The organism is Paraburkholderia sp., from assembly GCF_026225065.1.
Taxonomy (GTDB): domain Bacteria; phylum Pseudomonadota; class Gammaproteobacteria; order Burkholderiales; family Burkholderiaceae; genus Paraburkholderia.
The window spans coordinates 1-24457 of the sequence record NZ_JAMFSB010000102.1; the positions used below are offsets into that span (position 1 = coordinate 1).

At 62.1% G+C, this 24457-nt stretch carries 27 protein-coding genes; 26 read left to right on the forward strand and 1 reads right to left on the reverse strand.

Annotated elements, in window-relative coordinates; genetic code table 11:
• The 24 genes from M0954_RS07775 to M0954_RS07890 form a co-directional block, all read left to right on the forward strand.
• Positions 1-831, forward strand: an 831-nt coding sequence (locus M0954_RS07775) for a ketopantoate reductase family protein (protein ID WP_297352465.1), incomplete at its 5' end; no start/stop codon positions are given.
• Positions 828-1220: a VOC family protein gene (locus M0954_RS07780; RefSeq protein WP_297352467.1), complete on the forward strand. Its 393-nt coding sequence runs from the start codon at positions 828-830 to the stop codon at positions 1218-1220. The genes M0954_RS07775 and M0954_RS07780, both read left to right, overlap by 4 nt.
• A gap of 1 nt (position 1221) precedes the next feature.
• Positions 1222-1680 carry a MaoC family dehydratase gene (locus M0954_RS07785; RefSeq protein ID WP_297352469.1) on the forward strand — a complete coding sequence of 153 codons (459 nt, stop codon included), beginning with the start codon at positions 1222-1224 and terminating at the stop codon, positions 1678-1680.
• Positions 1680-2900: a CaiB/BaiF CoA-transferase family protein gene (locus tag M0954_RS07790; protein ID WP_122158703.1), complete on the forward strand. Its 1221-nt coding sequence runs from the start codon at positions 1680-1682 to the stop codon at positions 2898-2900. The genes M0954_RS07785 and M0954_RS07790 overlap by 1 nt, the downstream gene beginning before the upstream one ends.
• Positions 2900-3733, forward strand: a complete 834-nt coding sequence (gene aroE, locus M0954_RS07795; protein WP_122158704.1) for a shikimate dehydrogenase — start codon at positions 2900-2902, stop codon at positions 3731-3733. The genes M0954_RS07790 and aroE overlap by 1 nt, the downstream gene beginning before the upstream one ends.
• Before the next feature lie 173 nt (positions 3734-3906).
• Complete coding sequence (locus tag M0954_RS07800) at positions 3907-4626, forward strand: GntR family transcriptional regulator (protein ID WP_122158705.1); 720 nt, start codon at positions 3907-3909, stop codon at positions 4624-4626.
• 138 nt (positions 4627-4764) lie between these two features.
• Complete coding sequence (locus M0954_RS07805; RefSeq protein ID WP_297352470.1) at positions 4765-5562, forward strand: SDR family oxidoreductase; 798 nt, start codon at positions 4765-4767, stop codon at positions 5560-5562.
• 42 nt (positions 5563-5604) lie between these two features.
• Positions 5605-6537, forward strand: coding sequence for a 3-keto-5-aminohexanoate cleavage protein (locus tag M0954_RS07810; RefSeq protein ID WP_297352473.1), 933 nt, complete (start codon positions 5605-5607; stop codon positions 6535-6537).
• A gap of 25 nt (positions 6538-6562) precedes the next feature.
• A complete protein-coding gene (locus M0954_RS07815) occupies positions 6563-7339 on the forward strand; it encodes an N-acyl homoserine lactonase family protein (protein ID WP_297352475.1) in 777 nt (258 codons plus the stop codon).
• 26 nt (positions 7340-7365) lie between these two features.
• Complete coding sequence (locus M0954_RS07820) at positions 7366-8505, forward strand: sugar ABC transporter substrate-binding protein (protein WP_122158709.1); 1140 nt, start codon at positions 7366-7368, stop codon at positions 8503-8505.
• Between the two features lie 58 nt (positions 8506-8563).
• Positions 8564-10093 (forward strand): sugar ABC transporter ATP-binding protein, encoded by a 1530-nt coding sequence (locus M0954_RS07825; protein WP_123387535.1) that lies wholly within the window; start codon positions 8564-8566, stop codon positions 10091-10093.
• Positions 10094-10134: 41 nt separating this feature from the next.
• Positions 10135-12243, forward strand: coding sequence for an ABC transporter permease (locus tag M0954_RS07830; protein ID WP_297352478.1), 2109 nt, complete (start codon positions 10135-10137; stop codon positions 12241-12243).
• A 103-nt stretch (positions 12244-12346) separates the two neighbouring features.
• Complete coding sequence (locus M0954_RS07835) at positions 12347-13249, forward strand: SMP-30/gluconolactonase/LRE family protein (RefSeq protein WP_297352480.1); 903 nt, start codon at positions 12347-12349, stop codon at positions 13247-13249.
• Positions 13250-13436: 187 nt separating this feature from the next.
• A complete protein-coding gene (locus M0954_RS30325) occupies positions 13437-13607 on the forward strand; it encodes an ABC transporter substrate-binding protein (protein WP_367279498.1) in 171 nt (56 codons plus the stop codon).
• Positions 13573-13977: a hypothetical protein gene (locus tag M0954_RS07845; RefSeq protein ID WP_297352485.1), complete on the forward strand. Its 405-nt coding sequence runs from the start codon at positions 13573-13575 to the stop codon at positions 13975-13977. The genes M0954_RS30325 and M0954_RS07845 overlap by 35 nt, the downstream gene beginning before the upstream one ends.
• Positions 13978-14047: 70 nt before the next feature.
• Complete coding sequence (locus M0954_RS07850; RefSeq protein ID WP_122158712.1) at positions 14048-15115, forward strand: fatty acid desaturase family protein; 1068 nt, start codon at positions 14048-14050, stop codon at positions 15113-15115.
• A 62-nt stretch (positions 15116-15177) separates the two neighbouring features.
• Positions 15178-15543, forward strand: a complete 366-nt coding sequence (locus M0954_RS07855) for a non-heme iron oxygenase ferredoxin subunit (protein ID WP_297352487.1) — start codon at positions 15178-15180, stop codon at positions 15541-15543.
• Positions 15540-16793, forward strand: coding sequence for an FAD-dependent oxidoreductase (locus tag M0954_RS07860; protein ID WP_297352489.1), 1254 nt, complete (start codon positions 15540-15542; stop codon positions 16791-16793). The genes M0954_RS07855 and M0954_RS07860 overlap by 4 nt, the downstream gene beginning before the upstream one ends.
• Positions 16790-17659 (forward strand): sugar phosphate isomerase/epimerase, encoded by an 870-nt coding sequence (locus tag M0954_RS07865; protein WP_297352491.1) that lies wholly within the window; start codon positions 16790-16792, stop codon positions 17657-17659. Before M0954_RS07860 ends, M0954_RS07865 begins: the two co-directional genes overlap by 4 nt.
• Before the next feature lie 57 nt (positions 17660-17716).
• Entirely contained in the window at positions 17717-18538 is an 822-nt protein-coding gene (locus M0954_RS07870) for a TIM barrel protein (RefSeq protein WP_122158715.1), read from the forward strand.
• A gap of 69 nt (positions 18539-18607) precedes the next feature.
• Positions 18608-19540, forward strand: a complete 933-nt coding sequence (locus M0954_RS07875) for a sugar ABC transporter substrate-binding protein (protein WP_297352493.1) — start codon at positions 18608-18610, stop codon at positions 19538-19540.
• Positions 19541-19601: 61 nt separating this feature from the next.
• Positions 19602-21158: a sugar ABC transporter ATP-binding protein gene (locus M0954_RS07880; protein ID WP_297352495.1), complete on the forward strand. Its 1557-nt coding sequence runs from the start codon at positions 19602-19604 to the stop codon at positions 21156-21158.
• Between the two features lie 81 nt (positions 21159-21239).
• Entirely contained in the window at positions 21240-22268 is a 1029-nt protein-coding gene (locus tag M0954_RS07885) for an ABC transporter permease (protein ID WP_122158718.1), read from the forward strand.
• Positions 22269-22289: 21 nt separating this feature from the next.
• Positions 22290-22424: a hypothetical protein gene (locus M0954_RS07890; RefSeq protein WP_297352497.1), complete on the forward strand. Its 135-nt coding sequence runs from the start codon at positions 22290-22292 to the stop codon at positions 22422-22424.
• A gap of 258 nt (positions 22425-22682) precedes the next feature.
• On the opposite strand, the gene M0954_RS07895 is transcribed toward M0954_RS07890, so the two are convergent.
• Positions 22683-23720 carry a LacI family DNA-binding transcriptional regulator gene (locus M0954_RS07895; protein ID WP_297352499.1) on the reverse strand — a complete coding sequence of 346 codons (1038 nt, stop codon included), beginning with the start codon at positions 23718-23720 and terminating at the stop codon, positions 22683-22685.
• Positions 23721-23850: 130 nt separating this feature from the next.
• Here M0954_RS07895 and M0954_RS07900 point away from each other — a divergent pair, with 130 nt between their 5' ends.
• Both M0954_RS07900 and M0954_RS07905 read left to right on the forward strand, forming a co-directional pair.
• The gene (locus M0954_RS07900) at positions 23851-24069 is read left to right on the forward strand and encodes a hypothetical protein (RefSeq protein WP_123387529.1); all 219 of its coding nucleotides are present in this window, start codon (positions 23851-23853) and stop codon (positions 24067-24069) included.
• 52 nt (positions 24070-24121) lie between these two features.
• The coding region (locus M0954_RS07905) for an alcohol dehydrogenase catalytic domain-containing protein (protein WP_297352501.1) at positions 24122-24457 on the forward strand (336 nt) is incomplete at its 3' end.

Below are 24457 nucleotides of genomic sequence, written 5' to 3' on the forward strand. Positions count from 1 at the left end.
CGCAACGGCCTGCAGGTGGACGACGCCAACGGCACGCGTCGCGTGAAGGTCCGGGCCACGACGCGTGCCATCGAAGCCGGTGCCGTCGATCTGGTCGTCGTGCTGGTCAAGTCATTCCATACCGATGAGGCGATGCGCGGCGCACTGGCACTGGTCGGACCGGAAACGCTGGTCCTCTCGCTGCAGAACGGCCTGGGGCATGAGGATGTCCTTGCTGACATCGTAGGGCGCGAGCGCGTGTTGGCCGGCAAGACGTACGTCGGCGGCGTGATGCGCAACCCTGGGCACATCGAGTCTGGCGTTGCCGGCAAAGCCACCTATATCGGCGAACTCGATGGCCGGATCACCCCGCGGGCGACGGCGATTGCCGAAACTTTCAATGCCGCAGGGTTGACCACCACGGTCAGCGACAACATTGTCGGCACGATGTGGGACAAGCTGCTGGTCAATGTCGCGACAGGCGCGCTGACCGGCACCACCGGCCTCACCTACGGCCAACTCTACGATGAGCCGTTGCTGAAGACGACCGCCCTCGCGGCAGTCGCGGAAGCGATGGCGGTCGCCCACGCCGCTGGCGTAACGCTCTCCACCTCCAATCCCGAACGCCCGTGGACCCTCGCTGGCGAAGGACTTTCCCCCGCCTTCAAGACCTCGATGCTGCAAAGCCTCGAAAAAGGCTCCATCACCGAAATCGACTTTATCAACGGCGCGGTCGTGCGCTGGGGACAACGGCACGGCGTGCCGACCCCGGTCAATGCGACGCTGGTGGCCTGCATCAAGGGCCTCGAGCGCGCCATGACTGACCGACAACATACGGAGACAACCACATGAACGGCAGCAAGGCTTATCTGGAGCATGTCGCCATCTGGGTGAAGGACATTCACTGGCACATTCATTTTTTCGAAGATGTCCTCGGCATGACCATGCGCGAGGTGGACGGTACCCGCGAGGAGCCCCGGCAGTACTGGACACTCGGCGGTCTGCAATTCATCCACAACCCGCTGAATGAAGCACCTGAGGGCCGACTCGCCCATCTCGGCGTGATGTGCGAGGACATGGAGGCCGCGCTGGCTGCCGCGCAACGGTACGACGTCAGTGAAATGTCGCAAGGACGCAACTGGCTGCGCCTGCCGGACGGCCTGGCCGTCGAACTGATCCAGGCCAAGCCCGCCTCGTGCGTTGCAACGGCGCTGGCGATCAACCCACGCGCGGAGGTTTGAGATGACGATCGTCGATAAGTACTGGGATGACGCCCGCGAGGGCGACGAATGCGTGAGCCCGAACTACACGGTGACCAAAGAACGCATTCTGGCCTACGCCGACCTCACTGGCGATCACACGCCGGTGCACGTGGACGAGGAATACGCGAACGTCAGCCACTTCGGCTCGATTGTCGCGCACGGTCTGTTTGGTTTGTCTATCGCCGATGGCCTCAAGACCCAGAGCGAATACCGTTTCCTGCCGGGGATGTCGCTCGGCTGGACGTGGGACTTCAACCTGCCCATCAAGGTCAACGACGTGCTGCACGTGAAATTCCGCGTGGGCGCGATGCGGGCCAGCAAGAGTCGGCCCGGCTGGGGCATCGTTGTGCTGCCGTCCGAACTGATCAATCAGGATGGCCAGGTTGTCCAGCATGGTGAGCATCGCCTGATGGTGCCGCGTCGACCGGGAGCCTTCTGATGCAGGCCCGTCCTCTCGAAGGCATTCGCGTCGTCGATTACAGCCACTTCCTGGCTGGCCCGTACGTCGGGCGCTGCCTCGCGGCGCTCGGCGCCGAAGTGATCAAGGTCGAGCGTCCCGGTAGTGGTGACGCGGGGCGTCAGCACGCCACCGTGCTCGATGACGAACAGAGCGGCTACTTCCTGCAACTCAACATGGGCAAGCGTGGCGTCAGCGTCAACATGAAGGACCCGCGCGGCAAGGAATTCATGCAGCGTCTGTGCGACTCGGCGGACGTATTCGTCGAGAACTACCGGCCGGGCGCGCTGGACAAGCTGGGCCTGGGCTACACGGAGCTGTCCGCGCGAAATCCGAAACTGGTCTATTGCTCGATCTCGGCCTACGGTCATACGGGACCGGATGCACATCGCGCCGGCTTTGGCCTGATTGCCGAAGCGAAGAGCGGCATCATGCAGATGATCGGCAACCCCGGCGAGCCACCGCCGCTGATGCGCATCTCGCTCGGTGATATGTACACCGGTGTCCACGCGGTGGCGGCTATCAACGCTGCATTACTCGGTCGCGTGAAGAGCGGTCGGGGCCAGCATATCGATATGGCGCTCTACGACACGCTGGTGTCGATGCACGAATACGCGGTGCAGTGCTACACGCTGCAAGGGATTGTTCCTGAGCAGACTGGACACGACATGCCCACGTCGACGCTGTATGGCGTGTTCCGTGCCGCCGATGGTGACCTGGTGATAGCAGCGCAGGTGGACGACGCGTGGAAACGCTTCGCCACCCTCGTCGAGTCACATGGCGGACCGTCCGGCTTCGGAACCGACACGCGTTTCCATGACGGCGCGGGACGCAATGCCAACCGGTTGGAGATTCTGTCCGTGGTACAGCCCTGGGTTGCCGGCCGGCCGGTGGCACAGGTGCTGGAACTACTCGATGGCATCGACGTGCCTTGCGCGAAAGTGCAGCGGATCGACGAAGTCCTCGCCGATCCGCAGATCATCGCGCGGGGCATGGTGGTCGAGCAGGAGCATCCGCGATACGGGAAGCTGCGTCTGCCGAATCTACCGTTCCGCTTCTCCGACTGCGATACGACAATCCGCGAGGTCGCGCCCGACCTTGGGCAGCACAATGCGGAAGTCGCGCAGTCATTGGGCTTCGGTGCTGCAGAGATCGACGCCATGCAGACAGAAGGCGTTCTGTATTCAAAGGTGAGGCCATGATGACGGATCAGTATGCGGTAATCGGCAACCCGATCGGCCACACGAAATCCCCCTTGATTCATGGTCTGTTTGCGCAAGAGACGCAGCAGGACATGTCGTACACGGCCATTGAAGGCCCAGTCCGCCCACAGGAGGCATTTGCCGCGAGCGTGAACGCTTTTAGGGCTGCGGGTGGCAAAGGCATGAACGTGACAGCGCCCTTCAAGCTGAAGGCGTTCGCGATGGCCGACGAACGCAGCGAGCGGGCAGTGCTGGCCGGAGCGGCTAATGCGCTGAGGTTCGAAGACGGCCGGATCGTGGCGGAGAACTTCGATGGCGTGGGTCTGGTGCGCGATATCGAAGTCAACCTGGACCTGACGATGAGCGGGAAACGCGTGCTGGTCCTTGGGGCCGGTGGTGCGGTGCGCGGGGCATTGCTTCCTTTCCTCGCGGCGGGGCCGGCTGAACTGGTTATTGCCAACCGCGACGTGACTAAAGCTGAGGCGCTGGTGGCGCAAGTCGGCGCGCCCGGTTCGCTGCTCGCTTGCGGCTACCGGGACCTTGAAGCGATGGGGCGCTTCGACCTCGTGGTCAACGCCACGTCGGCCAGCCTCATCGGAGAGTTGCCACCGGTTCCGCCGAATGTGTTCAGCCCGCAGGGAGCGGCCTACGAACTGGTCTACGGCAAGGGACTGACTCCCTTCCTGCGCCTTGCGCGCAATGCGGGCGTGCTGGGCGTCGCGGACGGCGTAGGCATGCTGGTGGAACAGGCGGCGGAAGCCTTCGCATGGTGGCGTGGCGTTCGGCCTCAGACGCGATCCGTCATCGACCAGCTTACGGTTCCCCTCGATTGAACACGTGTTCGGAGTATCCCTACACTTTCGGAACGGCGGCCGCCGTTCTACTCAGGGCGCCGCATAGGCTCGCGTTTTCCCTGATCATTCTCGCGTTGACTTTCGGACAGCCGCGGACCAGACTAATGCAACTGTGATCACACATCACAGGTCATAAAAGTCAGGAGTAAGTCGTGGCGACTCGTTCGGTTCCGCATGCCATTCCTCCTATGGAGGCAGTGATTCATGAAACCATGGGGGACAAGGTTTACCAGCAACTGCGGCAAGCGATCATGAGCGGCCGCTTTGCGCCTGGCCAGCCGCTGAGCTTGCGTGGCGTTGCGGAAGCCGTCGGTTCGTCGACGATGCCGGTGCGTGGTGCGCTAACCCGTTTGCAGGCCGAAGGGGCGCTAATCGACGGACCAGGGCGCGCGCTGATGGTGCCGCCAATGACGATTGCGATGATCGAAGAGCTGCGCGATGTGCGCATCGCCCTTGAAGGCTGCGTGGCCGAACGCGCCGCGTCGATGATGACCGACGCACACCTCGAGGCAGTCCAGAAGATCTATGACGAGATGGACGCGCACGTGGAGGCAGGTGAGACGAGCGCTTACTTGCGCAGCAATTTCGCCTTCCACTCCGCGATCTATACCCACGGTGCCAGCGAGTTGACGCTCGCCATGATCCAGAATCTGTGGATGCGGATCGGCCCTTTCCTGAACATGGTTGCACCGGATATTCCGCACATGCGGCGCTCGATGAGCGCGCACAAGGCGATCATCGATGCGTTGTGGCGGCGCGATGGTGCAGGCGCACGTGCGGGGATCGCGCAGGACATCGGCGACGCAGCAGGTGATCTAAGGGGGCGGTTGCAAGCTGAGGCCGGAACGACATTGAAACGGGCAAGTCGCTAACGGCAAGGCGGCGGAGGACAGCAGACCCTTAGACGCGCAGACGCCACTATCGCGTCGCGTTATCAATTTGGTGTACTAATGATAGGGGTAAAGAATTACTGCTTTAAAAGCAGACAGAGACACATGGAGGCAGTAAAAATGACGTTCATGAAAATGCTGCAACCACGCACGGGCTTGCGTGTGCTGGTGACAGGCGGTGGCTCCGGGATCGGACTGACGATCGCACAAGCGTTTGTCGAAGCGCGGGCTCGCGTGCATGTTTGCGACGCGAGTCAGGAGGCGCTCGATACCTTGCGTGAGGACCGTTCCAATGTATCGATCACCGCGACGCTCGCGGACGTCGCCGATCAGGATGCCGTCGCGCGCGTCTTCAGCGACGTGCAGAGTCAACTAGGCGGCCTGGATGTGCTGGTGAACAACGCGGGCATTGCCGGTCCGACGGGTGGCATCGACGAGCTCGACGTAGCCGCGTGGGAACAGACCGTCGCGATCAACCTGAACGCGCAATTTTATTTTGCACGTTGCGCGGTGCCACTGCTGCGCGCCGCGCCGGACGGCGGTTCTATCATCGCGCTTTCGTCGGTGGCCGGCCGGCTCGGCTATGCCTACCGAACCCCATACTCGGCGACCAAGTGGGCCGTGGTTGGGCTGACCAAAAGCCTGGCGATCGAACTGGGTCCGCAAGGAATCCGAGTCAATGCCATTCAACCAGGCATTGTGCGCGGTCCCCGCATGCAGCGGGTGATTGCCGCGCGGGCGGAACAGCTGGGTTTGAGCTACGACGAAATGGAGGCGAAATATCTGGAGAAGATTTCGCTGCGCCGCATGACCACGCCGGAAGAGGTCGCGGCAACCATTCTGTTCCTGTGCTCGCCCGGCGGCAGTGGCATTTCCGGCCAGGCCATCTCTGTGTGCGGCAACGTCGAAGTGCTGTAGCACGCACGGCAGAAACCGATCCATCATCAGGAGGAATGCACTGTGACCAGCACCCGTAAAGTCATCATCACCTGCGCACCGACCGGCGCGATTCACACGCCTTCGATGTCGCCTTACTTGCCTGTTACGCCCCAGGAGATCGGCGATGCGGCGCTCGCTGCCGCGAAGGAGGGCGCCGCGATCCTGCATTTGCATGCGCGCGATCCCAAAGACGGCCGTCCGACCCAGGATCCCGCCGTGTTCGCGGAATTCCTGCCGCGCATCAAGGCGAATACCGACGCGGTCATCAATCTGACGAGCGGTGGTAGCCCCCATATGACGGTGGAGGAGCGGTTAAAGCCTGCCCACTATTTCAAGCCTGAGGTCGCGTCTCTCAACATGGGCTCGATGAATTTCGGCCTTTACCCGATGCTCGATCGCTTCAAGGAACTGAAGCACGACTGGGAGCGTCAGCATCTCGCCAACAGCCGGGATCTCGTCTTCAAGAACACGTTCGCCGACATTGAGTACATCGTGACGTCATGCGGCGCTAACGGCACACGGTTCGAATTCGAGTGCTACGACATCTCGCATCTCTACAACCTGGCTCACTTCGTCGAGCGCAAGCTGGTCAAGCCGCCATTCTTCATTCAGAGCGTGTTCGGCTTGCTTGGCGGTATCGGTGCGCATCCGGAAGACCTGATGCATATGCGTCGAACGGCGGATCGGCTGTTCGGCAAGGACTACGTATGGTCGATTCTCGGTGCGGGCCGCAACCAGATTCCGCTTGCGACGCTCGGCGTGGCGCAGGGATCGAATGTGCGTGTCGGTCTCGAAGACTCATTGTGGATCGGACCCGGCAAGCTTGCGGAATCGAGTGCTGCGCAAGTCACCAGGATTCGTCAGGTAATCGAAGGATTGTCGCTGGAGGTGGCCACGCCCGCTGAAGCGCGGCAAATGCTCGGGCTGAAAGGACCCAGTGAAGTCAACTTCTGACCGAAGCGTCTCTTAGGAGGAGACAGTGGGAACTTCAAAACTCAAGGTAGTCGCGATGCCCACCGGATGGCTGACAGTGGACCGGTCGTCACAGGTTTTCGGTCGCTATTTCGGGCAGTTGATCAAGGTGCCGGTCTGGTCGACGGCGATCGTCGGCGCGGACAAAAAGATTGTTGTCGATACCGGCATTCACGATCCGGGCTGGGTCAGCAGCTTTGTCTGTCCGTGCGAGCAGGCGCCCGAGGAGCGGCTCGAACGCGCGTTGAGGGAATACGTCGGCTGGAGTGCGGACGACGTGGACATTGTCATCAACACGCATCTTCACTACGACCACTCGGGCGGCAACACGCTCTTTCGCAATGCCCGTTTCGTCGTTCAGTACGCGGAATGGGAATACGCGGGACGGCCGTTGCCGACGCAGGCGACCTACTACCAGGAATTCCTGATCGGTCGCGATCCGCTCGCGTATTTCCGCTGGCAGTTTGTGAATGGAATCGCGGATATCGCGCATGGGGTGCGTGTGGTGCCGACACCGGGTCACACACCGGGGCACCAGTCGGTGGCCGTGGATACCGCCGACGGCGTCGTCGTGATTGCCGGCGACTGCGCCAATTGCATGGAAAACATCGTCGATGGGACGCCGGTTGGCATTGTCCACGAGACCGTGGCAGAACTCGCGTCGTTGCGCCGTATCCGGCAGATTGCCGATTTCGTCATACCGGGTCACGACCCGAACGTCAAACCCGGCACAAGCGGGTTGGAACTCCCGTCGTCGGCGCGTTTGCAGCACGTTGAAACTTAATAAACACAAATGGATTGGAGGACGACATGAACCTAGTCACGAAATGGATCAACCGTGCGCGGCCCCTGGCTTGCCAGGTCACGCTTGGCATCGCGTGCGCCGCGGCGCTCCTGGCGCCAGGTGTTGCAGCGGCGGCGGAGAAGTACAAGATATTCCTGTCGATGAGCTACGTCGGCAACGACTGGCAGTCGGAGGCGGCCAATATGATCAAGGCGGCCGCTGCCACGCCGGCGCTACGCGACAAGGTCGACCTGGAAATCCAGGTAGCTGGGACCGACGCGCAGAAGCAGATCCAGCAGATCAACTCGATGGTGCAAGCCGGTGCGAAGGCGATCATCGTCTATCCGGTCTCGCCGACCGCGCTCAACCGGGCTATCAAGAATGCTTGCTCCAAGGGCGTGGTGGTGGTCGCCTACGACGGCGAGGTCACCGAACCCTGCGCGCACAACGTGACCATCGACCAGCACGAGGCCGGTCGCGTCACGGCGGAGTGGCTCGCGAAAACCATCAACGGCAAGGGCAATATCGTGCTGATTACGGGCGTGCCCGGGACCTCCGTCGATCGCGCGCGTACCGATGCCGCAAAGGAAGTGTTCGCGAAGTATCCGGGTATCAAGGTCGTTGCCGAGGGTGTCGGCATGTGGAGTCAGGCAACCGCGAAGACCGAGCTGTCGAAGATCCTCGCCACCAACAGCTGGGACAAGATCGACGGACTGTGGATGCAGGTCGGCTGCTTTACCGCCGCGTCGATGCAGCTTGAAGCGGGAATCGCCGATGACAAGATCAAGCCGTGCGCGGGCGAATCGTCGAACGGTCACCGGATACAGATGCTTCCGGCCGGCACGGTGAAGGGCACCGGCTCGTATCGCTCGTTCGGTTACCGGTCGATCTCGTACGGATCGCCGCCGTATTCGGGCGCCTATGCACTCAAGCTCGCTGTCGCCAAGCTCGATGGCAAGGACTTTCCGAACCATGTGAAGCTGGCACTGCCGCTGGTCGAAACGTCGCAGTCCAAACTGTGCACGACCGGCTCGATCGACGAACTGAGAGCAGGTTGTACGGCCTTCCCGCCGGATAAGGTCCCGCCGGGCTGGTTCGCTGACATCTACTCGGACCAGACACAGGAACTAGGATTTGGCGCGGCCTTGACCGGCAAGCCCGACTGAGGAACGTCACGAATGGAGCGCCGCGGCCAACCGCGGTGCGGCTCCAAGGAGAAAGTTGATGGAGATGGAACACGTAGTCGATGTGTCGAACGTAACGAAACGCTTTGGCGCCACGGTTGCACTCGACGGTGCGTCTTTCCGTGTGCGGCGCGGTGCGGTGCACGCGCTGCTCGGCGAGAACGGCGCGGGCAAGTCGACCACGGTCAAGCTGTTGTCCGGACTGTTGAAACCGGACGCGGGGCGAATTTCGATCATGGGCAACGAAGTGCAGATGCATGGCCCGAAGGACGCGCACCGCGCTGGAGTGCAGACGGCGTTTCAGGAAATGACACTGGTGCCTGACCTGACAGTCGCACAGAACCTGTTGATGTCTTATGAGCCGACCGGTTGGTTCGGCCGGATCCGGCGGCGCGAAGCGCAGCGGCTCACCGCCGAGTGGCTCGAACGGCTGGAGTTGACCGAAGTGCAGCCTGGCGCCTATGTCGGCGATCTGGCGCTGCCTGTGCGGCAGAAGATCGAGATTGCCAAGGCGATCGTTCGTGAACCGGACGTGCTGCTGCTGGACGAGCCGACCTCCGCGCTCTCGGGACAGGATGTCGACTGGCTGGCGCGCCGGATCGACGAACTGAAGGCACGCGGCGTCACGTTTGTGTTTATCACGCACCGGATGCAGGAAGTCCGCGCGTTCTGTGACAGCCTGACCATCTACCGCAACGGCCGCGACGTTGGCGCATTTGAGGCAGCCGACATTTCGGATGACGAGGTGATCCGCCTCGTGATCGGCCGCTCGCTCGATGCAAAGTATCCGCCGAAGGAGATTGCGCCCGCAATGCTCAACGGCGGGACCGAAGCGGAGCGCCCTCCTGCAATGGAAGGCACCGGCATCCGCATCGACGGTGTCGTCAACGGTGTCGACCTGTCGGTCAAGGCGGGCGAGATTCACGGTATCGCGGCGTTGCAGGGAATGGGCCAGCGCGAGCTGTTCGAGGGCTTGTTCGGCGCCACCCTCATCGATGAAGGCGAGTTGCGCATCGACGGCAAGCCGGTCACGCTGACCTCGACCGCGGACTCGCTCAAGCGCGGCGTCGCGACGAGCTTCCTGCCCGAGGACCGCAAGACGGAGGGCTTGTTCCTGCGTCTGTCGGGTGGCAACAACGTGTCGTTGCCGACCATCGGACAGTTCACGCGCTTCGGCGTGATCGACGGAAAACGGGAGCGCGCCGCGATCGCCGGGGCGCTTGCGCGGATGGAGGTCAATCCCCGTGCACTGTACAAGCCGTGCCTGTCGTTCTCCGGCGGCAACCAGCAGAAGATCGCCATGGCCAAGTGGTTGCTGACCGAAAGCCGCGTCTGGCTGATGTTCGACCCGACGCGCGGTATCGACGTTGGCACCAAGCATCAGATCTTCGTGTTGATGCGCGAATTCGCCAGGGCCGGCGGGGCCGTGCTGTTCTACTCGACCGATGTACCGGAGCTCGTGAACGTGTGCGACCGGGTATCCGTGATTTATCGCGGCCGCAACGTGGGCGCTCTGTCCGGCGACGCGCTGACTGAAGAAAACGTGATGCGCAGGATGCTGGCGAGCTAGATCGAAGCGCACTCTGAACGTATAGCGGTAAGGAGACAGCAGTGAAAACCATCGCAAACCATGCAGTTGCAGCCCCTGAGCGGGACCTCGTGCGCCCCGGCGCGAGCCGGGGGCTTGCTGCGCAACTTGACCGGCACCGCGGACTGATCATCGCGATCTTCGCGCTGGTAGCGATTACGACGACCTGGGTAGCGCTGTCGGCGACGCCGGTGGGTCTCTACGACATCGGCTCGGTGATTTCCAGCGCGACCACCCTTGCGCTCGTAGCGATTGGCCAGACGATCGTGATCCTGACCGGCGGCTTCGACCTGTCCGCGTCGGCTGTGCTGTCGCTTGCCAACGTGCTCGCGGTCCATTTCGTACAAGGCAGTCCCATCGAGCAGCTCGGCGGCGTCGCACTGATCGTTGCTATCGGCGCGGGCGTGGGGCTCGTCAATGGTGCGTTGATCGCCTGGTTCCGCCTGCAGTCGATCGTCGTCACGCTTGCGACGATGTTCATGTTGCAGGGCTTGACGCTGCTGATCCAGGACAAGCCTGGCGGTAGCGTCGGCGACATGTTCGCCAACTTCGTGACAGGCGATCTGATTCCGAACAAGCTGCCGATATCGGCAGGTATCCTGATCGTCGCGCTGCTCGCGTGGTGGCTGATCCGGCAGACGCGTTTCGGCATGGCCATCTACGCGCTTGGCAGCGATCCCGACAGCGCTCATGCCAACGGCATGCCGGTGACCCGTTACAGGATCGCCACCTACGCCGTCGCCGGCGCATTCTATGCATTGGCTGGCCTCTACGTCGCAGGGCAGACGGGGTCCGCAGATCCGCTGGTGGGCCGGCCGCTGCTGCTGTCGATGTTCACGGCGGTTGTATTGGGCGGAACGCGCCTTGGCGGCGGGCGGGGCGGTTGCGTCGGCACGGTGTTTGCAGCCATGACGTTGATGATCACCGTGAACATCCTGCTGGTGCTCAATGTGTCCGCGTTCTACACCACCATCGCCGAGGCGACCATCCTGATCCTTGCGGTGCTGGGCTCTTCGATCGGCAAGAACTCGGCTGCTCATCATAGTGTGCGCTATATCAGCGCCTGTTTGCGCGCATGGCGCACCGGCACACGGGCGAGCCGCGACGAGACGCGCCGGGTGCAATTCGACAACGTCGCGCCCCGGGCGATCTCGAACACCGAACTCAAGGGTAACTGGGTGGGAAACTGGCTCGAGCAGAACCGCGAATGGGTGAAGTACATCGTGCCGGCGTACCTACTGTTCGTCGCGGTGCTGGTGGTGACCGGGTTCGTGTACGGGCCGCAGGTGCTGATCAGCGGCCACTTCATCAGCAGCATGCTGACGCTCACGTTGTTCCTCGCGATCCTCGGGCTGGGTCAGGGCGCGGTGATCATGACGGGTGGGCTCGATCTGTCGGTGCCGTGGCTGATCACCATGGCTGGGGTCTTGCTGACCGGGATGACTCATGGTGTCAACATCGACGTGGTGTGGGCCGTGCCCCTCGTGCTGGGCTCCGGTCTGCTGGTCGGGCTGTTCAACGGCGTCGGCGTGGTCGTGCTCGGACTGCCGCCGATTGTCGTCACGCTCGCCGCAAACGGTCTGCTGCAAGGGATTACGCTGATCTATTGCAACGGCTCGCCACAGGGTTGGGCGCCGCCGGTGCTCAGCAGTTTCACCAACGGCCAACTGGGTCCTCTGTCGCCCGCCGCATGGTGCGTGCCCCTGTTCCTCGTCTTCGCGCTGCTGATGCTGCATCGCACGCCGTTTGGACGCCGCGTCCACGCGATCGGCAATTCACAGGTGGCTGCGAAACTCGCGGGAGTGCGCGTCGGCGCGACGCTAATCGCTGTGTATTGCCTTTCGGGCTTGTGCTCCTCCCTCGCCGGTCTGTTGCTGGCGGCCTTCAGCAACCAGGCGTTCCTTGGGATGGGAGACCCTTACCTGTTGCCTTCGATTGCGATCGTCGTGGTCGGCGGCGCATTGATCACAGGTGGACGCGGCCACTACCTGGGTGTTTTTGGCGGTGCGCTTTTGTTGACCGCACTCGGTACGCTGCTGGCGGGCACGACGGTTCCCCCTGCGGTGCGCGACATTATTAACGGGCTGGTCGTCCTCGCAGCGGTGATTACGTTGCGCGACAAGCGGGCCTGATCTCATCTGGGGCGTCTGATGGCGTTGCTTGCGCATTGCCGTGCGCTCGCCAAAGCAGAGGATGACGTGTGATCAGGTCCCAATCAACAAAACGGAGACATCCATGATTGAAACTCGTTTGCTGGTCGACGCCGACAATCACCTGGGCGAAGGACCGTTGTGGGATGCGCAGGAGCAACGCCTGTACTGGATCGACAGTACCGCAGCCGAAATCTACAGTTGCGAGGCGGACGGCAGCGACGTACACCGCTATTTCGTGCCCACGCATATCGGCTCGATGGCGTTACGGGAGCAGGGCGGCGCAGTCGTGGCACTGGCTAGCGGCTTGCACTTCTACGACTTCGATGCGCAAACCGTGCAGCTGATTGCGGACCCCGAACACGACGAACCCGAAACACGCTTTAACGACGGAAAAGTCGACCGGCGCGGCCGTTTCGTTGCCGGCACGATGGCCTACGATTTCGATCGCTATGACGCCGATCGCGGGCAGCGTCCAACCCGCAGCGGCGGTCTGTACCGTCTTGATACTAACGGCACAGTGACGCGTCTGGACGGTGGCATCAGCTGTTCTAACGGACCTTGCTGGAGCCCCGACAACCGTACGCTGTACTTCACCGACACCTACGACAAACTGATGTACGCCTACGACTATGACATCGAGACGGGCGCTGCATCGAATCGACGCGTGTTTGCGTCCGCCAGGGGCATGGCGGGTACGTTTGACGGTGCGACCGTGGATGCGCAAGGCTATGTCTGGTCCGCTCTGGTGTTCGGCGGCCGCATTCTGCGCTTTGCTCCGGACGGCCGTCTCGACCGCGTCGTGCCTTTCCCCGTGCGCAACCTGACGAGCGTGATGTTCGGTGGTCCCGATCTGGACGTGCTTTATGTGACGAGCATGGGAAGGCCGATGTGGGGGATTCCACAGAAGGAGCGCGAGAAGGGTGGATTGTTTGCGGTCACCGGACTGGGTGTCAAAGGGCTGTCCGAACCGCGTTTTGCCGGGTAAGCCCGGATAGGGTCGGGTCGACTGCGCACCACCCGGTATCACGAAAGCTGATAGCGCGATCGGCATCTCCTATTGGCCGCGTTTTTTGGTGTCTGTAAGTTGAGGTGAACGATCAACTCGACTGACGGATCAGCAATCCCAGTATGGCGCATTCGCCTGGAAGGGCGCCCGACTGGCCGCCGACGAGATCAACGCTGGCGGCGGGGCCCTGGGGCGAAAAATCGAGCTTGTGAATGGCGACAGCCAGTGCGCGCCTGCCGAAGGTGTATCGGCCACGCAGCGCCTGATCCGGTTCGATCACGTAGCGCGCCGGCGTGGGAGGATTGAAGTGGACATTCCGCAACTATCCCACGGATGAACTCCGCGCCGCCGTCGCACTGCAGTATGCGGTACAGAGAAAGCACTACCTGAAATTCGCCGTGCTCTCGGTTGACTCCGATTACGGTCGCGGGGCGATCGCATTCACGAAGAAGTATCTGCCCAGGTATCAGGCGACTATTCTCAGCGAAGACTACTACGAGGAAACGGAAACCGATTTCCGCCAATGCTCTGTCGATATCATGCAGCCTACGGTGTCCGGACATCGCACCCGACCTGCAAATGGGGCGTTGAGGGAAAGCCATCAAATTTCACCGTGCCGGCTGGCTACTCATCCGGTACTGTTTGTCCCAACCTGGCTGCGTTCACCGCTGGGGTATAAGCCTCGCGGCCCTCTGGCCAGCAGGTAGACAGCAACCATCTAGCATGGAAGCGGAGTAAGGGTTAAGACACCCACTTCGGTCGACACAGGAGACAAGCATGTCATCGACGCCGCCGCCCGGCACGTCCAAGCCCGGCCTGACCGACGAGACGTTCGACGATCGCATCAGCGAGCAGTGGTATCAGCCGCGCATTCCGCGCGCCGTCCTCAAAGATCTGATGAAACGCAGCGACGCACCAGGCCTGCGTAATTTTGGGCTGTGGCTTGTGCTGCTGATTGCCTCCGGCGTGGTGGCTGGCTTGACCTGGGGCACCTGGTGGGCGGTGCCGGCGTTCTTCGTGTACGGCACGATCTATTCATCGAGCGACGCCCGCTGGCATGAACTGGCGCACGGCACGCCGTTCAAGACGCGCTGGCTCAATGATGCGTTCTATCACCTGTCGTCGTTCATGACGATCCGCGAAGCCTACTGGTGGCGCTGGAGTCATGCACGGCACCACACGCATACCTACTTCGTCGAGCGCGACCCGGAAATTCAGGTGACGCGTCCGACCCAGGTGCTGCCGATAGTGCTCGACTTCCTGGCGTTGATCGGCGGCGTCGCTGAAATTCGCAAGACCATTCGTCATGCGTTTGGGCGCGTCGACGCCGTCACCGAAGCGTTTCTGCCCGCCAGCGAAAGGCCCAAGATGATCTGGTCGTCACGGATCTATCTTGCGGTGATCGTGGCGACGATCGCGCTTGCCATCGGGTTGCGCAGCTTCCTGCCGCTGATGTTCGTCTGGACGCCGCGTTTCTACGGCGGCTGGCTGCATCAACTGCTCGGCCTTACGCAGCACGCTGGGCTTGGGGTTAATGTCAAGGATCATCGGCTCAACACCCGCACGGTGTATGTCAATCCCGCGTTCCGCTTCCTGTACCTGAACATGAACTATCACCTCGAGCATCACCTGTTGCCGATGGTGCCTTTTCATGCGCTGCCGCGTTTGCACGAAGCGATCAAGGATCAGTTGCCGCCCGCCTATCCGAGTCTCTACGCGACTTACCGCGAGATGGTGCCGGCATTGTGGAAGCAACGGCGCGATCCGGCACACGTGATCGAACGCACGTTACCCGATCCGGCGCCAGGTGCGCAGTCGAATTTCACCGCGCAGCCGAGTACGTAAGGCCTGCTCACATTTCAACTGCGGTCCGTATTCAATCACTTTCTGGCACCCCCGGAGGCATCGTGGCAGCCGATACAGACAACACGACATGGGTCGTCGCGTGTGCGGTCGACGACATCGACGAAGAAGACGTGCTGCGCTTCGATCACGAAGGCGCGAGTTACGCGGTATATCGGCTTGCGAAGGGCTTTCATGCATCGGACGGCTGGTGCACGCACGAGCAGGCACATCTGGCCGACGGCTTCGTCGTAAACGGCGAGATCGAGTGTCCGTTGCATCAGGGGCGTTTCGACATCGTCAGCGGTAAGCCTCTGAGCCCGCCGGTCTGCGTGAAGCTGAAGACCTACCCTGTGCGCGTCGATGGGCGCAGCGTGCTGATTGGCCTGGCTGCCGCAGGCGCGATAGATGCCGCAAAGGGTGCCACATGAAAACCGCTGAGCGTGGTGCGATGGTTATCGTCGGCGCGGGCCAGTGCGGCGCGCGTACCGCGCAGGCGCTGCGCGATAACGGCTGGGAGGGCGACATCACGCTGCTCGGCAACGAGGGGCTCGCGCCCTACGACCGGCCGCCCTTGTCGAAGGGCGTGTTGCTGGGACAAAAGACGGTCACGCAGTGCGCGCTTTACGACGACGCGTTCTATCGCGACAATCGCATCGACCTGCGGGTCGACGCGCAGGTCGCCGCCATCGACCGTGTGGAACGGCGTGTCGTGCTAGGCGAGGGCCGCTCGGTGTCGTACCGGCGGCTGCTGATCGCTACCGGTGCGCAGCCGCGCCGCCTGCCGGTGCCGGGGGCGACGCTCGCCGGCGTGCATGTGCTGAGGTCCGTGCCCGATGCGTTGTCGATCGTCGGCGAACTAGCGCCGGGGCAGAGGATTGCCGTGGTGGGCGCGGGTTTCATCGGCCTGGAGGTCGCGGCGACGGCGATTGCGCGGGGCTGTGAAGTGGTGGTGATCGAAGCGGCTTCGCGTGCGTTGATGCGGGCCGTGCCGGAAATCGTCGCTGGCTATCTGGTTGAAAGGCATCGGCAGATGGGTGTCGAGGTGCGCTTCGCGGTGCAAGTGGATCAGGTTTTGGGCAGCACGCGCGTGTCGGGACTCAGGCTGTCCGACGGCACCACGCTGGAATGCGATGCGGTCGTGGTCGGGATTGGCGTGACGCCGCGCACCGCGCTAGCCGAGGCGGCGGGTATCGATGTCGCGGATGGCATTGCTGTCGACGATACGTTACGCACCAACGACCCGTATATTTTCGCAGCCGGCGACGTGTGTTCGTTCCCGCACCGGCTGTTTCGCCGCCGCATCCGTCTGGAATGCTGGAAGAACGCCGAAGATCATGCGCGGGTCGTGGCGCGCAACATGCTCGAATACGGTGAGACCTATTCGGCCGTGCCGTGGTTCTGGTCGGATCAGTTCGACATGACAATCCAGATTGCCGGCATGCCTGCGTTCGGTACGACCAGCGTGGTGCGCGAAACCGGTTCGGCATCCAAAGTATTTTTCGCACTTGATGGGGACGGCATCCTGGTGGGCGCGAGCGGCGTCGGCCAGGCGAGCGAGATTTCCCGTGAAGTGCGCATCGCGCAGGAACTGATCGCACGCCGCGCACGCGTCGAACCCGCGGTGCTCGCGGATCGTTCCGCGAAACTCAAGTCGCTGCTGACGGCGGAGGCGTTATGACACAACGCTTGCTGGTATTCCAGTCGATGTGGGCGATGGAGCGGCGTCATACCGACGGCTTCGAACGCTCGCTCGAAGCGAACCTGCAGATGATCGCCGAGGCGGGTTTCGACGGCATTAGCGCGCACTATACGCACCGCGAGGAAGTGCGGCAACTCGCGGCATTGCGCAAATTGCATGGTCTCCATGCCGAGGGGCAGTGCTTTCCGCGCACCGTCGACGATCTGCAACCAGTGCTCGAAAACGCCACTGAATTTGGTGTGCATCACATCGATCTGCAGCCCGATGTTCGTCCACGCAGTCTCGGGGAAGCGTTGACGTTGCTCGACGGCTGGACGCGTCTTGCGGAACAGGTGGACTTCCCGGTGTACATCGAGACGCACCGCGATCGCATGACAACGGACCTGTTTTTCACATTGGATCTGCTCGACGCGCGACCCGACCTAAAATTGCTCGGCGACATTTCGCATTACCTTGTAGGCCGTGAGTTCGCGTGGCCGGTTTCCGACGAGAATCATGCGCTGATGCATCGCATTCTCGATAGTTCGTGGGCCTTTCACGGCCGCGTGGCGAGCCGGGAGCAGGTGCAGATTGAGCTGTCGTTCGAGCCGCACCGGATGTGGGTGGACCTTTTTCTCGACTGGTGGCGCTATGGCTTCGCATCGTGGCGCGAGCGGGCCGACGCGGACGCGACCCTGTCGTTCACCTGCGAGCTTGGGCCGAAGCCTTACGCGATCATCGGCCGCGACGGCAACGATACGACCGACCGATGGAGTGAATCATTACTGTTGCGCGACTGGATTCTCGACATATGGCGCGACGTGCCGAGCCAGCGCAGTGATGCTTCGATGTCACCAAATTGTTGACAACGCTAAAGCAGCAAAAGCGAACTCTTACACCAGCAGGAAATCAAGGAAATCTAGATGAGACCTGGAGTCCACTTTTCTCTTAATCGCATGAGCGCGCCACGCCTGTCCTTCGGGCAATACGTCTCTCTGTGCAAGCAACTTGATATCGGCACGATCGAGATCCGCAACGATCTGGACGGCGTAGAAACCCGTGACGGCACTCCCGCGGCCGAGATCCGGGCGGCCGTCGAGGAAGCAGGCCTGACGATTCTGACGATCAACGCGTTGCAGCGCTTCGAGCATTGGAACAGCGAGCGCGAGAAGGAGGCTATCGAGCTGGCCGATTACGCGGTGCAGTGCGGCGCGCACGCGCTGGTGCTGTGTCCCACCAATTCGCAAGATGACCGGCGCATCGCGGCTGAGCGCCACGCGGATCTGGTGACAGCCTTGCAGGCGCTCAATCCGATCCTGACCGAGCGGGGCTTGACCGGGTTGATCGAGCCGCTCGGCTTCGAGGAGTGCTCACTGCGCCGCAAGTCCGATGCAGTCAAGGGCATCTATGCCGCGGCAGGCGAACAGGTGTTCAGGCTGGTCCATGACACGTTCCATCACCACCTGTCGGGCGAAGACATCTTCTACCCCGATCTCACTGGACTCATCCACATCTCCGGCGTCGAGGACGACGACCTGCCGGTCGGACGCATGCGCGACGGCCACCGGGTGCTGGTGGGTGCGGCGGACCGGCTGGGCAACCTCCGGCAACTGAAGACGCTGCTCGAGCGTGGATATCGCGGTGCACTCTCGTTCGAACCTTTCGCTGCCGAGCTTGCCGAGGCAGCCGATATCGAGCACCGGTTGCGCACCAGCATGGATTTCATTCAAACCGGGCTCGCCTAGTTCGGGCGAGTGCGGCCATGAGCCCCGGAGGAGACAACCGGGCTCTTTTCAAAGAAGAGGAGATGAAACATGAAACGGATTCTGATGCCCCTTGCCGCGGCTGCGGTACTGATCGCGTCGCCTGCCGCGCAGGCGGAAAAGATCGGCGTGAGCATGTCGGCGTTCGACGACAACTTTCTCACCGTCGTGCGCAACGCGATGAGCACCGACGCGGCGAAGCAGAAAGGCGTGAGTGTGCAGTTCGAGGACGCCCAGAACGATGTCGGCAAGCAATTGAACGAGATCCAGAACTTCATCGCGCAGAAGGTCGACGCGATCATCGTCAATCCGGTCGATACCGACGCAACGCCGAAGATGACAAAGCTCGCGACTGCGGCCGGCATCCCGCTCGTCTACGTCAATCGCATGCCGTCGGACAAATCCCTGCCAGCCAAGGTTTCGTTCGTCGGCTCCAACGAGGTGGACTCGGGCACGCTGGAGATGACGGAAGTCTGCCGGTTGATGGACGGCAAGGGCAATATCCTCGTGATGATCGGCGATCTCGCCAATCAGGCCGCGCGTCAGCGCACTCAGGACATCAAGGACGTCATCGCGAAGCCACCGTGCAACGGCATCAAGATCGTCGACGCGCGTTCAGCGAACTGGCAGCGTACCGATGCGACCGATCTGATGAACAACTGGCTGTCGGCTGGCCTTAACTTCGACGCGGTCGTCTCCAATAACGATGAGATGGCGCTGGGAGCTATCCAGGCATTGAAGGCCACGGGCAAGCTGCAGAAGGGCGTGGTCGTAGCGGGCGTCGATGCGACCCAGGATGCACTGGCTGCGATGAAGACTGGCGATCTGAAGGTCACCGTATTCCAGAACGGCGCCGCACAGGGCACCGACGCGGTGGAAACTGCACTCAAGCTCGCCCGCGGCGGGAAAGTCGATTCAACTGTCTGGATTCCGTTCGAACTGGTGACGCCGGCCAACCTGTCTAAATTCGCCAGCAAGAACTGAACGTTCACCACCTGCCGTGCCGCGGTGCCCCGGCACCCGGCCGGCTGAAGAGGAGCTTGCGATGACTGTGACAGGACGCGGTGGCAGCGCGGTGGCAGACCCGGAGTCCGCTGACACGAGGAGTCCCGGCGATTCCGGACTGTTGCTGGAAGTGCGTGGCGTGCGCAAGGCGTTTCCGGGCGTGGTTGCGCTCGACGACGTGCGCTTCGCGCTGAAGCGAGGCACGGTGCACGCGCTGATGGGTGAAAACGGAGCGGGCAAGTCGACGCTGATGAAGATCATCGCCGGCGTCTACACGCCCGACGAAGGCGAATTGCTCATACGGGGACGGCCGATGCAACTGCGCGGTCCGATCGATGCGCAGCGCAACGGCATCGCGATGATCCATCAGGAGCTGAACCTGATGCCCTACATGACCGTAGCGGAAAACATCTGGATCGGACGGGAGCCGCACAACCGGTTTGGGTTGATCGATCACGCGGAGATGAGCAGGCAGACGCGAACGCTCTTCGAAGAGCTCGGAATGGACATCGATGCCGAGGTTGAGGTTCGTCACCTGTCGATCGCGAACCGGCAGATGGTAGAAATAGCCAAGGCGATTTCCTACGACCCCGATGTGCTGATCATGGACGAACCGACGTCCGTGCTGACCGAGCACGAAGTCGAACGGTTGTTCCGGATCATCCGCGATCTTAAGGCGAAAGGGAAAGGGATCGTCTATATCACGCACAAGATGAGCGAGCTCGCGGACATCGCCGATGAATTGTCGGTGTTTCGCGACGGATGCTACGTCGGCACGCATGCGGCGAGCGAAGTCACGCGCGACGAGATCATCCACATGATGGTCGGCCGTGAGATCACCCAGATGTTTCCGAAGGAGACGGTGCCGATCGGCGAGGTCGTTCTGGCGGTGCAGGACCTGGGTGTGGACGGTGTGTTCGACGGCGTGAGTTTCGACGTCCGCGCGGGCGAGATCGTTGGCATGGCGGGGCTCATTGGCTCGGGGCGATCGAACGTGGCCGAAGCGTTGTTCGGCGTCGTCCCAGCGACCCGCGGCACGATCTGCATTAACGGCCAGGCCGTCGTTGTCGATGCCCCCGCGACTGCGATGAAGCATGGCGTCGCGTTTCTAACGGAAGACCGTAAGGACACCGGGTGCTTCCTGATGCTCGACGTGCTCTCCAACATGGAGAGCGCAGTCTTGACCCAGCGCTACGTGAAGGCGGGTTTCGTCGAGCGCGGCGCGCTTGCCAAGGTGTGCCGCGAGATGGCGACCACGTTGCGTGTGAAGACCCCAGGCATGGACGAGGCTATCGAGAACCTGTCGGGCGGTAACCAGCAGAAGGTACTGATTGGCCGTTGGCTTCTCACGCATCCGAGAGTGCTGATACTCGACGAACCGACCCGCGGCATCGACGTCGGCGCGAAGGCGGAGATCCATCGCCTCGTGGGCAAACTTGCCGGCAAGGGCGTCGCGGTGCTGATGATCTCGTCCGAGTTGCCCGAAGTCCTGGGCATGTGCGACCGGGTCATCGTGATGCACGAAGGGCGCATGACGGGCATAGTCGACCGGGCGCATGCCGATCAAGCCACGATCATGGATCTCGCCTCACGCTGAGACGGCTGCACTGAGCGGGAAACCTTTCGCTTTGCATAGGACCGGAGTAAGCGCTAATACCGGTCAACAAAGGAGACGAACATGGCACATGGCAACCTTGCAATTGAAACCCGGGCGGGAGAACCCCGGTCGTCGCGCCGGCGTCGGTGGCCTGCGGAGGCCAGTATCTTTCTCGTGCTGGTCGGTATGAGCCTGTTTTTCGAGGCGATCGGCTGGATCGTCAACGGGCAGAGCTTCCTGCTGAACGCCGATCGGCTGGAAGTCATGATCCTGCAGATGTCGGTCATCGGCATCATCGCAGTGGGCGTGACGCAGGTGATCATCACGGGCGGCGTGGATCTGTCTTCCGGCTCGGTGGTAGCCGTCGCCGCCATGGTCTCGGCAAGCCTCGCGCAGGAAGCGGGCTATGAGCGCGCGGTCTATCCGGCGCTGACAGGATTGCCGATCATCTGGCCGATTCTTGCGGGGCTGGCCGTCGGTCTGGTGTGCGGGCTGGTCAACGGTGCGCTGATCAGCTACACCGGGCTGCCGCCCTTCATCGCCACGCTCGGCATGATGGTGTCGGCGCGAGGCGCCGCGAAGTGGTACACGCACGGCAGGCCGGTCAGCATGCTCAGCGACAACTTCGCATGGATCGGTGCCGGCATGCACCCCGTCGTGATCTTCCTCGTCGTGGCCCTGATATTCCACGTGGCGCTGCGCTATACCCGCTACGGCAAATTCACCTACGCGATCGGCGCCAATCGTGCTGCCGCGCGGGTGTCGGGGATCAACGTCGGCCGGCATCTCATCATTGTCTATTCGATCGCGGGGTTGCTCGCCGGGCTGGCGGGGATGGTCACCTCCGCACGGGCGATCACGGGGCAGGCCGGCATGGGCGTGAACTACGAGCTCGATGCGATCGCCGCGGCGGTGATCGGCGGGGCGTCGCTGGCAGGCGGCGTGGGACGCATTGGCGGCACGATCATCGGCGTGCTGATTCTCGGCGTGATGACCTCCGGCTTCACGTTCCTGCGCATCGACGCGTATTACCAGGAGATCGTCAAGGGCGTCATCATCGTCGCGGCTGTCGTCGCAGACCAGTATCGCAATCGCAAACGGCGCACGTGAGCGCGGCTGAACCGCTTATTTGTGCAAAACCGCTACCACTATCGAAGCATCGAAAAGGAGAGCCATAGCATGTTGAATATCGCCGTGTTCGGCGCGGGTCGTATTGGCAAGATTCACGCGGCCAATATCGCCGGCGAGCTTGCGTCGGTCCGCTGAAGGTCTGTCCGCTGGCGCGTCTCCACCCGCCAGCGTTTTTCCCCACGACGACTGAAGTGGGCGATATGGGCGGTCTGCCCATATCGTTTTTTTCGTTGTCGGCGAACATCTTTTGCTCGACTCATATTACGTGACGATCGACCACTAGAGCGAATCACTGCGGTTGCACGACTGGATTCACGAAGTGTGGCGCGATGTGTAGCGCCAACGCGGTGATGGTCTATGAGCGCAAGAAAAAGGGAGCGACGCAGGCTGCCCTCAGTATTCAGGCGGTAGATTCTCGCGCAGGATGACGGTGACCGGGATCTGCTGAGGCGGTGTCACGCCGGGCTCGCGATGGTAATGGCGCAGGATCAGCTCTACTGAACGCATGGCTTCGGCGACCGGATTCTGGTCGATCACAGCATCGAGCGTGCCGTCCATTAACAGGCGTCGCGATACCTGGCTGAGTTCATGGCCGATCAGCACGGTGGAGCGGGCGCGGCCAAGCGCCTGCAGCGCGGCGCCGACGCCTTCGTCGCCAACCGAGATGTTGTAGATGCCGCGCAGGTCCGGATAGCGGGCGAACGCATCGCGCGTCAAGCCTTCGGTGCGACCCGGCTGTTCACGGCTTTCGACCGTCTCGACGATATCGCAGCGCGGAAACCAGCGCCGCAGTACCGACCGGAAACCGTTTTCGCGCTCTTCGTGGCCGAGGAAATCATGCATACCTGTGATAACGAGTACCTTGCCGCCGTCGTTGCCGAGAAAGCGTCCCATCAGCTCGCCAGCGACACGGCCCGCACCGCGGTTGTCGATGCCGACATAAGCGATGCGCCCGGTCCCGGGCAGATCGCTCGCGAGTGTGATGACCGGGATGGGCGGGCTCAGCTTGCGCACCGCCGCGCTGATGTCCGGATGTTCGTAAGCGACCACTACCAGCGCGTCCGCTTTCTGCGTCGCACGGCGGATTGTCTCGACGATGCAGGCCGGCTCGAGATTGTCGAAATAGGTGACCGCGCAGATTGCACGCTGCGCCTCGAACGACTTCTGAGCGAGTTCGAAACCGCGCTTCAGATTAAGGTAGTAGGGCACCGCAGGCTGCTGCATCAGGATCGCAATGCGCAGCCAGCGTGCCGGCACGGCGCCGAGCGCACGGTCGAGTTTCAGCTTGCGCGCCCATTCCAGGACCCGCGCTTCCTTGTCGCGCGCCACACCGCCGCGTCCGTTGAGGACGCGATCGACGGTGGCCTCGCTGACGCCGGCTGCCTTGGCGACGTCCGCCATGCTGGTTTTGCGATGCGGATGGGAAGACATCGATGGGAAGGACTCGAGAGAGGTGAAGGTTACGATTGGCTGCTTCGATTGCATGATCGCATCAAGATCAGTGCGATATCAAGCGTGGGCTTCACGGCTCGCGATAACTACCATGAGTCAGGAGATGAATATGAAATCCAACAAGTCTGGTGCTCAGGGCTGCCAGCGGGCCGGATGGATGACGGCCACCGCGTGCGGTGAGGCGTTGCTGTTCGGTCGCTTGAATACCAGTGTCGCTGCGGATGCGGGGCAGCTGTTGAACATAGAGTTGCTGGCGCATGGCGCCGTGACCAACTCGTTCTGGCAAGCCGTCAAGAGGGGCTTCGACGAAGTGACCGATCTGCTTTGATCGCCGCACAGGCTAACAGGTGAACATCAGGAAATTTCAAACGGGAGGCTGAATGAAGACGAAAGCAGCAATTGCATGGAAGGCCGGCGCACCGCTGACGATCGAGGAAGTCGATCTGGAAGGGCCGCGTGCCGGCGAAGTGCTGATCGAAGTGAAGGCGACGGGTATCTGTCACACCGATTACTACACGTTGTCGGGCGCGGACCCGGAAGGCATCTTCCCGGCGATCCTCGGTCATGAAGGCGCTGGCGTGATCGTCGACGTGGGGCCGGGCGTCGGCACGCTGAAGAAGGGCGATCACGTGATTCCGCTCTACACGCCGGAATGCCGTCAGTGCAAGTTCTGTCTGTCGCGCAAGACCAACCTGTGTCAGGCGATTCGTTCGACG